General features: G+C 39.0%; 12 protein-coding genes. 9 read left to right on the top strand and 3 right to left on the bottom strand.

What is annotated here, in order from left to right; translation table 11 throughout:
- Positions 1–153: 153 nt before the first annotated feature.
- The 5 genes from BLV99_RS11725 (at position 154) to BLV99_RS11705 (ending at position 4,586) form a co-directional block, all read left to right on the top strand.
- Complete coding sequence (locus BLV99_RS11725) at positions 154–534, top strand: HPF/RaiA family ribosome-associated protein (protein ID WP_086184070.1); 381 nt, start codon at positions 154–156, stop codon at positions 532–534.
- A gap of 170 nt (positions 535–704) precedes the next feature.
- Complete coding sequence (locus BLV99_RS11720) at positions 705–1,247, top strand: ankyrin repeat domain-containing protein (protein WP_092690842.1); 543 nt, start codon at positions 705–707, stop codon at positions 1,245–1,247.
- A 27-nt stretch (positions 1,248–1,274) separates the two neighbouring features.
- Positions 1,275–2,042 (top strand): transporter, encoded by a 768-nt coding sequence (locus tag BLV99_RS11715; RefSeq protein ID WP_092690839.1) that lies wholly within the window; start codon positions 1,275–1,277, stop codon positions 2,040–2,042.
- Between the two features lie 18 nt (positions 2,043–2,060).
- Positions 2,061–3,902, top strand: a complete 1,842-nt coding sequence (dsbD, locus tag BLV99_RS11710; protein WP_092690837.1) for a protein-disulfide reductase DsbD — start codon at positions 2,061–2,063, stop codon at positions 3,900–3,902.
- Between the two features lie 3 nt (positions 3,903–3,905).
- On the top strand, positions 3,906–4,586 hold the full coding sequence (locus BLV99_RS11705) for a glutathione S-transferase family protein (RefSeq protein WP_092690835.1): 681 nt from the start codon (positions 3,906–3,908) through the stop codon (positions 4,584–4,586).
- Here BLV99_RS11705 and BLV99_RS11700 read toward each other — a convergent pair.
- Positions 4,583–5,779 (bottom strand): GGDEF domain-containing protein, encoded by a 1,197-nt coding sequence (locus BLV99_RS11700; protein ID WP_167356327.1) that lies wholly within the window; start codon positions 5,777–5,779, stop codon positions 4,583–4,585. The genes BLV99_RS11705 and BLV99_RS11700 overlap by 4 nt on opposite strands.
- Before the next feature lie 262 nt (positions 5,780–6,041).
- On the opposite strand from BLV99_RS11700, the gene BLV99_RS11695 reads away from it, so the two are divergent.
- Both BLV99_RS11695 and BLV99_RS11690 read left to right on the top strand, forming a co-directional pair.
- Positions 6,042–6,608, top strand: a complete 567-nt coding sequence (locus BLV99_RS11695) for an FMN-dependent NADH-azoreductase (protein ID WP_092690970.1) — start codon at positions 6,042–6,044, stop codon at positions 6,606–6,608.
- 731 nt (positions 6,609–7,339) lie between these two features.
- The gene (locus BLV99_RS11690) at positions 7,340–7,777 is read left to right on the top strand and encodes a DUF2147 domain-containing protein (protein ID WP_086184065.1); all 438 of its coding nucleotides are present in this window, start codon (positions 7,340–7,342) and stop codon (positions 7,775–7,777) included.
- 83 nt (positions 7,778–7,860) lie between these two features.
- On the opposite strand, the gene BLV99_RS11685 is transcribed toward BLV99_RS11690, so the two are convergent.
- Both BLV99_RS11685 and BLV99_RS11680 read right to left on the bottom strand, forming a co-directional pair.
- On the bottom strand, positions 7,861–8,208 hold the full coding sequence (locus tag BLV99_RS11685) for a Spx/MgsR family RNA polymerase-binding regulatory protein (RefSeq protein ID WP_092690832.1): 348 nt from the start codon (positions 8,206–8,208) through the stop codon (positions 7,861–7,863).
- Positions 8,209–8,667: 459 nt separating this feature from the next.
- A complete protein-coding gene (locus tag BLV99_RS11680) occupies positions 8,668–9,495 on the bottom strand; it encodes an exodeoxyribonuclease III (protein ID WP_092690830.1) in 828 nt (275 codons plus the stop codon).
- A gap of 41 nt (positions 9,496–9,536) precedes the next feature.
- Between BLV99_RS11680 and pyrE the strand changes: the two genes are divergently transcribed.
- Positions 9,537–10,187, top strand: a complete 651-nt coding sequence (gene pyrE / locus BLV99_RS11675) for an orotate phosphoribosyltransferase (RefSeq protein WP_092690827.1) — start codon at positions 9,537–9,539, stop codon at positions 10,185–10,187.
- A gap of 409 nt (positions 10,188–10,596) precedes the next feature.
- Positions 10,597–13,269, top strand: coding sequence for a DUF11 domain-containing protein (locus tag BLV99_RS11670; RefSeq protein ID WP_092690824.1), 2,673 nt, complete (start codon positions 10,597–10,599; stop codon positions 13,267–13,269).
- The last annotated feature ends 8 nt before the right edge of the window (positions 13,270–13,277 follow it).

Here is a 13,277-nt window from a genome sequence, read left to right as displayed (position 1 = left end):
TTCTGCAGACTCAAAAGTGTTCATCGTTCAATGTGGAGGAATTCGTTCCAAACTAAGTTGAAGATGCTCAGCGCTGTTTTTGACAGCAAAGTTAAACGTGCCAAGATAAGAAGTTTTGCACAAAAAAGATTCGAATAAAGAGGATGATATTATATGAACATTGAAATCCGTACTGATAAAAACATTCAAAATAGTGAACGTTTAATTACTTATGTTCGTGCAGAACTGAATGCAGAATTCCAGCGACACAGTGAACGTATCACCCATTTTTCCGTCCATTTAAGTGATGAAAATGGCCCCAAAGGTGGGGACGATGATATCAACTGTATGATTGAAGCACGCCCAGCAGGATTGAAACCTGTGGTTGTCAATCATCGCGGTCATAATATCGATACAGCGATTCATGGTGCGATCGATCGTTTAAAACGAAGTCTTGAACATCTCTTTGAAAAGAAAGAGAACCCACGTGGTGGAGCACTTGAATTTGCAGAAACCACTGATGTGAATGGTACAGATGATCTCGATGATGACTAAGCCAAATTTTGCTTAAATTAGACAGAAAAAAAAGCTCTTCGGAGCTTTTTTTATGTGCCGATGTTATGCAAGCCAAATGAAGAATAAATATGCTTGTTATACATTTACCCAAAACAAAGCAACTTTTATTGGGCATAATAGTTTAAAACTGATTAAAGAGAGCTTTCTCCATGTTAACCGCGCAACAACAAGTCTTTGTGCAAGCCATAGAAGAACTAGACCTTGCTCAAGTGCAAAGCCTTTTAGCAGACGGTCTGGATCCTAATTTTATTGATCTTGAAAAAGGCCCAGCTATTTCTGTCTGGTCAGATGGTTTGTTCAAGTGGTGGGAACAAATTTGTGAAGCTCATGAAGCGGGGACACCGTTATCTGAGCAAGAAAAACAACAAAATTTGGCGGCTCATATTGAAATTTTAGATGCACTGATTCAAGCCAAAGTAAATTTACATTTATGGGATGCAGAAGAACTGTATGGTCCATTATGGGATGCTGCAAGTTCCGCGTGTGTCCCTGCGGTGCAACGCTTATTAGCAGAAAACGTCGATCCAAATAGCAAAGATGAAGAAGGTCTCACCATTTTGTCTTCAATCAGTGATTTATTCTTTGATTGTGATTTTGACGAAATTAACTGGTCAGAAGCGTTGGCTGAAGAAAAACAAACTTTAGAGTTGCTTCGTAGCCACGGGGCTAAAATGAGCAAAGAACTCATATAAAAGAACCAACATCAGAGTGAGATAAAAATGTCAGCAGTAAAAACAGTAGGTTTTATTTTTGGCGCAGCTTTGAGCATAAATGCGATGGCTGCCGATTTTTCCTTTGACCGCCCTGGCGCAGGTATGGGGACAGGCATTACGCCTGTCGGGAAGCTGGCATGGGAACAAGCGTTACCCAGCGCCAATTATAACGAAACGATGGTGAATGGCGAAAAGCAAAAAACCGTTACTTTAAATGGTGACATGTTATTTCGTACCGGTTTGGCGAAAGACTTAGAGTTACAATTGGGGTGGCAAGGACCCGCATGGAGCAAAGTGAAACGTGCAGGTCAGTCAGTTGAAGAGGATGGTTTGGGCGATGTCAGTATTGGCATAAAAAAAGCCATTGATTTAGATGATGACAAACTCTCGATGGCTGTTGCAGCAGAAGCTATTTTAGCGACGGGCAATGATGGCTTCAGTAATGATGACGATATTTACAGCATCAGTTCTGCGGTTGCTTATGATTTTAGCGATTTAATTTCGACCTCCATCACTATGCGTTACGAAGTACAAGACAGTAATTGGGCTGTGACTGCCGTGCCGACGATTGAATATAAAATTGCCGATAAATGGTCAGGTTTCTCTGAATTGGTTTATCGTAAAGTTGAAAGTGAGCCTTATCAATATTCATTGGGTTCAGGGGTTATTTATGCTTTGAATACACGTATGCAATTAGATGCGAGTGTCGGTGTGGACTTAAATGGTAAAGATAAAAGCTATCAATCAGGTTTGGGTGTATCCTTCTTATTTTAATTAAAAATATAAAACCATATGAAAAAGCATCTTCAAGATCTTGAGTTCTTGGGCAAGTCTGCAATCAGTGGATTGATTTGTAGTGTCATTTTCTTATTTTCAATGACCTTACAAGCGCAGGATCAATTACTTTCCGCAGAAGATGCTTTCTCTTTTACGGTTGAATCGAATCGTGAGCATGAAGCACAACTGAGTTGGCACATGCCCGAGCGTTATTATTTATATCAGCACAAATTTGAAGTCCAACAAGGCACACAAAAACTGGCTTTAAAGTTACCGCCAGCAACGGATTTGTATGATGAAAATTATGGCCATACGCAAGTTTATTTTCACAATGTGCAATTTAATATCGCAACCGAAGTATCAAAAACCTATCAGGTGACTTGGCAGGGCTGCGCCCAAGACCGTATTTGTTATCCACCACAAACCATTGAATTTCAGACCGATGTCGATGGTTTAGTGCTGCTGCAAAATCAGGCCAAATCAAATAAACGTTTACTTGATCTTGCCCAAACAGCCAATAGTAATATAAGTAGTCAGCCGACTTTCACCGCTGAAAACCATCCTTCGCGCAGCACGGCTCAACCTGTGGACATGGATACTGCTCAAGACCAAATGTGGTCAGAAGAGTTGGCAGAAAGTTCTTTGGTTTATGGCTTATTGTTGTTTTTTGGCTTAGGCATATTACTGGCTTTTACACCATGTTCATTGCCGATGTTACCTATTTTGACCTCACTTATTGTACGGGACAGTAAAGGCTTAAAAGCATGGATGATTGCTTTGGTCTTTGTTTGTAGCATGGCGATGGTATATGCCATTTTGGGCCTAATTGCATCTTCGGCTGGGCTGAATTTCCAGCGCTGGTTACAGCAGCCTTCCACGCTGATTGCCTTTAGTGTGCTCTTTGTCCTGTTTGCCTTGAATTTATTTGGTCTGTTTGAAATTAAATTACCGCATGCTTTAGTGAACCGTTTAGATCGTGTGCATTCACTACAAAAAGGCGGCAGCTTAGTGGGTGCAGCGGTGATGGGGATCATTTCTGCGCTATTGGTCGGCCCCTGTATGACTGCACCTTTGGCAGGAGCGCTATTATTTATTTCTCAGACGCAAAGTCAGTGGCAGGGTGCATTGTTACTGTTCACATTGGGTTTTGGTATGGGCATGCCATTACTATTAGCGAGTGTTTTGGGGGCAAAGGTACTGCCTAAAGCAGGGTTGTGGATGCACCAAATTAAGGTATTTTTTGCCTTTATTATGTTGGCTTTAGCACTGTATTTTATTCGGCCTTTAATGTCTGAAGCATGGATGCAATGGCTCAGTCTGGCTTTGGGCTTAAGCTTTATTGTTTATCTACTTTCTCGCTTAATCACACAAAAGACCCAGTTTAGATGGCTGTATATTGTGGCTTTGCTGATGGTGATTCCTTATTTGGCATATAGTCAATATCAACAAAGTCAGCGCTTTTTTGTTGAACAAAGCACTACTCAAGCGACATGGCATATTGCGAAAACAGCAGCCGAATTTCAGGCATTATTAGCCCATGCACCATCGAATCAAGCCATTATTATTGATGTTTATGCCGATTGGTGTATCGCCTGTCAGCCAATTGAGCATCGTGTTTTAAAATCAGCCCAAGTTCAGCACACGATAGCGCCCTATTTTTTAATTAAACTGGATTTGAGTGCCTATGATGCAACACATCAGGCTTTGCTGAATCAATGGGATATTTTAGGCCCACCGACCTATTTATTTTTAGATCCGAAACAGCAGGAAATTCGTGGTTTGCGTTTAACGGGCGCATTTACCGAAGCTGAATTAATAAAACAAGTCAGTATGTTTCAAAAACATTTAGGGCAATAAAGAATGTATCAGCTGTATATCGCCAATAAAAATTATTCCAGTTGGTCAATGCGTCCGTGGTTGGTACTTCAAGCCTTCGACCTGCCTTTTGAAGAAATCATGCTGCCATTTCCATCAGAACGTCATACAGGCACTTTTAAGCAGGATATTTTAGCCATTAACCCCAATGGTAAAGTCCCTGTGTTAATGGATGATGGGCTGTTGCTTTGGGATTCTTTGGCCATTTGTGAATATCTGGCAGAACAACATCCAGAGCAAAATTTATGGCCAAAAAATTCGCAGCAACGTGCTCGTGCCCGCTGTATCGCTGCGGAAATGCACAGCGGATTTACACATTTGCGTAATGCCTGTGGGATGAATATTCGAGCCAATTTAAATGAGATGGGTAAGCGTTTATGGCAGGAAAATGCAGAACTGCGTGAAGAGGTTGCACGCATCGAGCAAATTTGGTCAGAACGGCCAGAAGCACAGGGTTTTTTATGTGGCGAATTTTCGATTGCAGATGCATTTTATGCACCCGTCGTGACACGTTTAATGAGCTATGCTTTACCTGTAAGCGATGCTACGCAGCAGTATATGCAAACCATGATGCAACATCCTGCAATGAAAGCTTGGGTGACTGCTGCATTACAAGAAGTGGCTTGGGTAAATTATTTAGAGCCTTATCAACACCACGTACTTTAGTATAGTTTGGCTTCGACCAAGCGTTCTGCATAGCATTTGACTTGATTACGACCACAGGCTTTGGCTTCATACAGGGCTTTATCGGCTTGGCTTAATAGTTTTTGTGGGTTGGTCTCTGTACTGGAGAATGCGATTCCAAAGCTTGCGGTCACTTTAATAATGTCCCCCACATTGCTAAGCAAATGCAGTGCTTGAATCGCTTGGCGACAGCGCTCAGCAATACTCTGTGCTTGTGCTAAAGAAGACTGATTGAGAATCAGAATAAATTCTTCTCCACCAAAGCGACCGACCACATCGTTATCACGAATGATTTGTGAGAGGGCTTGACTGACTTGAATAAGAGTTTCATCCCCTTTGTTATGACCATATTGATCATTAATTTGTTTAAAATGATCTAAATCAATCAAGACCAGTGCATAAGCTTTTGTGGGTTTATGTTCTAATTTTTCTAAACAGGCTTTAATGCTGCGTCGATTCAATGTATTGGTGAGTGGGTCAATTTGACTTAAATGTTGAATCAGTTGTTCTCTATGCCGCCATTGGCTAAGCAAAATTTCAAATAAAATTAAACAAATAATGAGAATAGGTACAATGAAATACAACATTGAGATGACCCAAAACTTATTTTGGTAAGGGCTTGTGCTTAGATTAAATAAAGGCGCGTAACTGATTTGACCTTGCAGGCTTAAATAATTGGATAAGATTAAAAATAGGGTGACGGGGATCAAAGTATAGTAAACAATTTTACGGTTAAACAGCACCAAACCCACCGTGACTAAACTGACGTAAGAGACCATGGTGGCAGGGCTGAGTACACCGATCATAGAGCCATTACGGCATAAGGAGAGCACCAAAATTCCAATGGATAAATAGGGCAGCCAGCGTTGTGCCCACTTTTTTTTATGCCAATAAGTACAAGGGAAAACCATTATGATTAGAAGGCAGCAGAATAAAATATCGAGCTTAAGTTGTAGTTTGAGTAAAGGTAAATGAACAAAATCCCATAAATTTGGAGAAAGTAGGATAAAACTTTTCCAAATAATCCAGATGACATGCACCAAGCTGCCTAAAATCAGGATGAGAATACATTTATTGAGGACACTCCAATTCATGATCACTTCATCTTCGAGCAAATATTTCGCAATTTTTGCTTTCAATGAGGTCAGGGGATTGGGGGGCAAATTTTTCTTCATTGAATAGCGCCGACCTCTCAATCTTTAAATGCTAATTTAAGGATAATTTGATCTAATTTATTTTTTATAATTCACAACATAGCACGTTTTTTTATGAATGGTAATGGCTATATTTCATACAGATTAAAATCTAAAAATAGAGTTCATTACAATGAAGTTTGTTCTAAAAATAAAACAGTGTGTTGTATATAAGTATATTATTCTATTTTTATAGATCGCTTAAACTGCTGTCATTGAATAAATACAGATGAAAGGTTTAAGCATGAAAGTTTTACATATCGATTCCAGTATTTTTGGTGATGCTTCTGTTTCACGTCAACTTAGTCAGGCCATTGTTACGCAATTAACTGCGAAACATAGCGATGCCAGCGTGGAATATTTAGATTTAGCGACACAGATGATTCCACATTTAACTGCTGAAATTTTGATGGGACAAGATGCTGAACAAGCCGCTTTAGGCGAAAAAATTATTCAGCAATATCTAGATGCAGACGTTGTGGTGGTCGGTGCTGCCATGTACAACTTTGGACTTCCTTCAACCTTAAAAGCATGGATTGATCGTATTAGCGTGGCGGGTAAGACCTTTCAATATACTGAAAATGGTCCTGTTGGTTTGGCCGGTGATAAAAAGGCCTATATTGCCAGTAGTCGAGGTGGTGTTTATGGTGAAAATAGCCCAGCAGACTTCCAAGAAGGTTTTTTGCAAACCGTCTTTAATTTCACTGGTGTGAAGGATGTTGAAATTATTCGTGCTGAAGGTGTGAATATGGGGCCAGAGTTAAAAGAACAAGCGATTGCAAGCGCTTTAGCTCAAGTACAGGCACTATAATTTTTAACTTAAGTCTTCCTCTTTGGTCAGCTTCGGCTGACTTTTTTTATCGGTGTGATTATATTTATTGAGATTTAATTTTGATTGGGTTGATGTGTAGATTTGGTAAAATAGACCCAAGCCAAACGTGTACAGAAGAATGATTAGATAAAATAGATTTTTGGCTTGAATGCTTTCATTGAACAAGTTGTCATAGAGGTCAAAAATGACATCCATCACTTCAGGTTAAGGGTGTACAGGTGACAAGGGATGTTTGACATAAATCACTTGTATTTGTGTATGTAGTGAAAGGGGCTAAAAATGCCCGATGGGTATTGAGTGAACCCAAAAAAGCAGGTTTCGCCATGCAGATGAAAACAGTGAATTATGATGATTTCTTTTGAGATTTTAATTGTTTAGCCATTCAGTCTAATGGTCGAATTTGAACCAGTTTATTGCTTGAAAACCCGCGTCATATTTGCTCTAATGTAAAACGTAGCGCGTCGGGAGTGCAGTTCAATTGGTTGGGTTTACGGATGGTAATTTTTAAAATACTTTCTGTAATGAGTTGTTTCCATAAAGGACTTATCTTCATTTTTTCCATCTCGTTTTTCTGTTATGAGATGCTGCTGTATTTACCAATACAAGTTACAAAGTTACACTAAACTAAATAGTCACATTCAAAAATTGCAAAAATGGTGTGACTTTTTAACAATAAACAAGTCTAAACCAGACTAGGGAAATGAACAAAAATGAAAAAAATTGCACTTGCATTAGGATTGCTTGGATTAACCGTTTTAGCGAACGCTGCTGACCCATTAAATGGTACGGTATGGAAAACAATTGATGACAAAACCAAACAACCCAAAGCTATTGTAAAATTTACTGAGCAAAAAAATGGTTCACTCTCAGCGAGTATTCAAACCATTTTGACACCAGGTGAAGAAAATGCATGTAAAAAATGTGAAGGTCCGTACCATAATAAATCTTTAAAAGGTTTAAGAATTGTTCAAGGCCTTAAAAATGCGGGTGATAATAGCTATGAAAACGGCACAATTCTTGATCCTCAATCTGGTAAAACCTATAAATTAAAAGGTGAAATAGTAGAGGGTGGTAAAAAATTAGAATTACGTGGCTTTATTGGCGTTTCTGTTTTAGGTCGTAACCAAGTTTGGATTCGTGCAAACTAATTCAAAAGAAGAATAAATCAATAAAAAAACCTAGCTGATATTCAGTTAGGTTTTTTTTATTGCAGCAGGCTACTACTGAATTTTTACTTTAAAGCGTGATAAGCGGCTTCATCATAACCCACAATATAGCCTTGCCCAGTTTCCAGTACAGGACGTTTGATTAAACTGCTATGCGTTGTTAACGTATGAATTAAATTGGTTTCATTGGAAAGTGCAGCTTGTTGTTCTGCTTCGGTTAATTTGCGCCATGTGGTGCCTTTTTTATTGAGAATCACATTTTCCCCAACCTCATTTAGCCATTTTTTGACCGTTTCAGCATCAATACCTTGTTTTTTATAATCATGAAACTCATATGCCAAACCAAGTTGATTTAAGAGATCGAAGGCTTTTTTCATTGAACTACAATTTTTGATACCATAAATTTTAAGCATAAGAGGATCATTCCATTTTCTATTGCGAGATAGCGTAACGAAAATCTTATAGAAGCTCTAGAGGAAATAAGCAGGATTAAATCTTTAAAGATCGTGAACAATGTCATGAAATTGACATTTAGATTTGCCAATATAGTGCTATAGATCAAAAGAACGCGATGATTAAAACAATACTATGATTAAAAGAATAGAGATATAAAAAGAGAAAACCCGCATTTAATCATCCTGATCATGCGGGTCTCAATATAACGTCCATTGTCACATCCTTGCAAAATAAACAACCAAAGTGGTTTATTTTGTTTTCATCCTACGGCGTCCTATCCTTTTGCTGTCATCCTGACATGTCCCTGTGCCGTGAAGCTATAATGCACTTAAAAAGGCTGTATAAAAATATACAAACGCGTCAAGTGTTGTAGGTTTTTGGGTGGTATTGAGTGAACTAGTGTTCACTCAAATGAACTATATTGCTTCGATTTTATAATCAATAATCACTGGGGCATGGTCGCTAAACCAGGTCTCTTTATACACCCAAGCATTGATGGTACGTGGCTTCCAGTCAGGCGAGCAGGCTTGGTAATCAATCCGCCAACCGACATTATTGGCACGAGCTTGTCCGCGATTTGACCACCATGAATAGATTTCAGCTTCTTTACGAACTTCACGGAAGGTATCGACATAACCTAAATCATCATAAATATGATCTAGCCATGCACGTTCATGCGGTAAACAGCCCGAAGATTTTTGGTTACCCGACCAGTTTTTAATATCGATGCGTTTATGTACGATATTGTAGTCACCACAGACAATGATGGATTTATCTTCATCACGCCATTGTTTTAAAATATGTTGATATTGATCTAAAAAATGGTCTTTACGTGCTTGAGCTTCTTCACCTGATGAACCTGAAGGTAAATAAAGTGAACAAATATGGACTGGTTTGTCTAAACCTAACTCGAATGCCGCAGCAATAAAGCGTCCTTGAGAATCCGCTAGTTCAAAACCTAAACCCTCCGTTACAGAAACAAAAGGTAGGCGACTATAAATTGCAGTGCCTGCATAACCTGCTCGTTCCGCAGGGAAGAGGTGGGCATACCAGCCTTCAGGTTTAAATTTATCCGTCCATTGAGCATGGGTGATCCTGCTTTCTTGCATGCAAATCACGTCTGCATCAGATTGTTCCATCCACTCCAGTAAGCCTTTGGTGACAGATGCACGCAAGCCATTGACGTTAATTGAAACGACTCGTAGAATTTTTTGATCACTTGGATAGCTACTCTTTGGTATCATGCGCAGTCATAACCTCTATATTATGAATTTCGGAGCACCTCATGACCTCGCAAGCGACTTTTAACCCTCAAGCTTTTATCGAACTTGCACTCTCACGCGGTGTGCTTAAATTTGGTGAGTTTACTTTAAAATCAGGTCGTGTGAGTCCTTATTTTTTTAATGCGGGTTTGCTCAATGATGGTGAAGCGCTAACACTGTTGGCTTCTGGTTATGCGGATCAATTAATCGCTTGTGATCATGTTGAAGTGATTTTTGGACCTGCATATAAAGGTATTCCATTTGTTGCAGCAACGGCGGTGGCTTTGTCTCAAAATCATGGTGTAAGTGTGCCTTGGGGTTTTAACCGCAAAGAAGCCAAAGATCATGGTGAAGGTGGTGTTTTGGTCGGTGCTTCTGTTGAAGGTAAAAAAGTTTGGATCATTGATGACGTGATCACGGCAGGGACTGCGATTCGTGAAGTGGTGACGGTTCTTAAAAATGCTGGTGCGCAAATTGCAGGTGTTTTGGTCGCTTTAGATCGTCAAGAAAAAGGTCAAGGCAAACTTTCTGCGATTCAAGAAGTGCAAAAAGAGTTAGAAATTCCAGTTCATGCATTAATTACCATGAAAGATTTAATGGACTTTTTGGATGCTAAAGGTGAGAAAGAGGCTTTAGCGAAAATGGAAGATTACCGTGTGAAATATGGCATCTGATTACAGTATTACTAGGATTTGAAAATAAGGAGCTTAACGCTCCTTATTTTATATATTGCAGTATGGATAGAAGAATAAAAATCATACATCACCGCCAGCATGGCGCGCTGATTTTGATTGCTGGTCGGGCTTATAACTATATGATTTGGTAGCAAGAATGTTGCTGTAAAAAGAGTATGGATTTGAAGTATTTTTGAACGTTTATCAGATTAAATGGCTTAAAATATGACGGATAAAAAGTGCTAGCTGTGAATTCTTTAAAATAATGATCAATATATAGAATTATTTTCTGTGTGATAATTTAACGAAAATGTTTCATTGTGTGTTTAAGTTCATATTTTTGTAGTATTATGTGTTGAGAATTGTAAATAAACTTTGTCTTTATAATAAATGTTGCAGGTTCATACACATGATAAGCCAATTCAAGAAAAGTGCTGTTGCAAAAACGTCATTGATCACTTTGCTTGGCTTATTTATTGGATTTCAAAGTTCAGCGGTTTTTGCTCAGCCTAAAGCAGGAAGCAGTATTACCAATATTGCGAGTGGTGATTTTTATGACGAGCAGGGCAATCTGCAAGTTATTAATTCCAATGCTGTTGTTCTAACTGTTCAGGCCATTTATGCGCTCAACCTGCAAAGCAATCAACAGAATATTGGTACCATTGGTAGTAAGCTCAATTTTCCACATGTACTGACCAATACCGGTAATATTGTAGATAATTACACATTAAGTTTAAGCCAGCTGAGCAATGATCAATTTAATCTAGACAATGTGGCTGTTTATATTGATCGGGATCAAAATGGTGAGCCTGATGATAACAATAATTTACTTAATTCCAGTGCCAGTCTTCGATTAGAAGCTGGTGAGTTTGCTTCGCTGATTGTTGTTGGAGGGATTCCGACCAATGCAGCAGCGGGCAACATCGCGAATTTTACTTTAACGGCTGTCAGTCAGTACGATAATGCAATTATAAAAACAGTCAGTGATACCGTAAAAGTTGTTGATGATGCTGTTATTCAAGTCACGAAGGCACAAAGTATTAGTTCTGGTAAAACCGGCACAGAAATTACCTATACCCTTGCTTATGCAAATACGGGTACAGCAGCAGCTCGACTGGTTTTACGCGATACATTAGCAGCGGACGTGAGCTATAAATTAGGTAGTGGTAGTTGGGGTAATGGTTCAGGTTCTCTTACGGATACAGATGCGGATATTGATTATACTGAAACGGGCACTAATGCTACGGTGAAGTATAAGGCAAATAATGGTTTAGTCGAATTTGAACTTGCCAGTGTTTCTGCTTTAAGTAAAGGTACAGTCAGCTTTAAAGTGACAGTGAATCCGAATGCGCTAGAAAAAGTTCCCAATACTGCGGACTATCAACAATATAATGCATCAAATACGGTGTTAAAAAGTACGACCACCAATACTGTAATCTTTAATGTGCAGCAAACTTTAGGCGTAGTATTGAACTATAGTTCTGCCAATGCAAATGACGATGGTGAGCCAAATGGTGGTTTGAATAATTTGCAAACCCAAAATAATACATTTGGTGGGATTGCTAAGGAAGTTCAATTTGATCATTATGTTTGGAACACAGGGCAAGCCACAGACACTTATAATTTAAGTTTCCTCAAAAGTAATGTTCCAAGTTGTGCAGTTGTTCGTTTGTATCATGCTGATGGTCGTACTTTACTGACGGATACCAATGGTGATGGCATAATTGATACAGGTGGTTTAGCGACTGGAGTTTCAAAGAGAATTAAACTTGGTGTTTATTTCCCTGCGAATTGTACATCAACAAGTACAATGGATTTTGACATCACTGCGACATCGGTTACGGATACAAGTATAAAAAATAGTACGCGTGATCGATTGATTAATACCGTTGCTGTCGGTGAAAGTGATTTATATAACAGTAACAATTCTGGTCTGGGTGTTGGAAATGTTGCTGGTTCAGGTGGACAGGCATTATTGGTTAAGAATGCTGTAAACGCTACTGATGTTGTTTTTCCGTTGGTGATTAAAAATAGTAGTGCAGTGTCAAATAATTATAATCTATACGCTTCGAGTACAAATATTGATATCAATAGTATAAGCACAACGTTACCAACAGATTGGAAGGTTAAATTTTATAATGGTGATACGACTTGCCAGTCCCTACAAAGTGAAATAACCAGTACAGGAAATTTAGCTGCTGGAGCAACAAAACAATATTGTGCGGTGGTTAGTGTTCCTGCCAATACAACTTTATCGAATTTACCCATTTGGTTCGCAATGAAATCTCCGATGAATGCTCAAGGAGATAGTATTAAGGATCAAGTGGATATTGCATTACGCAAATTAACCTTGGCGAATGATCAACAAGGGCGAATCAATATCGGTGGTACAGTTGTTTATCTTCACACTTTAAAGAATATCGGTTCATTTGTTGAGGGGGATACGACTGGCAAAGTGAGCCTAAATGTCGTACCGCAAAATATCAATGATGGCTTTAGCTATACCTTATATTATGACGCAAATAATAATGGGGTACTGGATGGCACAGATCCAATTGCCACGGATTTATTTATTTCCAGCGGTTTAGCACCTCAAAATTCAATTCAGCTGCTGCTAAAAGTTCAGGCGCCAACCACAGCAACCAATGGTATGGCGAGCACTGCCAATATTGTTGTATCAGCAACAAACACGATTCAAGGTTTAACACTTACATCTATTCAAAATACAGATTTAACCACTGTCGATCCTACACAACTTCGTTTAACCAAAGAACAAACTAAAGATGAAGCTTGTGTATTGATGAATGCTGCTACAGCAACATATAGCAGTACACCATTAATGATTAAACCGAATCAATGTGTGACCTATCGATTAACAATCAAAAATGATGGTTCAACACCAGCCGCTAATGTTGTGATTAATGATGTCGTACCTGCTTATAGTATTTTGCGCAGCAGTTTAGCGCCATCGGTAAGCAAAGGTGCTGTGGTGGTGAGTGGCAATCAAATTTCAGGAAATATTGGAGCACTTGCACCACAAGAGCAGGCTGCATTGTATTTTTCTATTCAAGTAATACCTTAAATTGGGCG

This window comes from Acinetobacter kyonggiensis (assembly GCF_900107285.1).
GTDB lineage: Bacteria > Pseudomonadota > Gammaproteobacteria > Pseudomonadales > Moraxellaceae > Acinetobacter > Acinetobacter kyonggiensis.
Note: the sequence above shows the minus strand (reverse complement) of the source record. Positions and strands in the feature narration are given on the sequence as shown.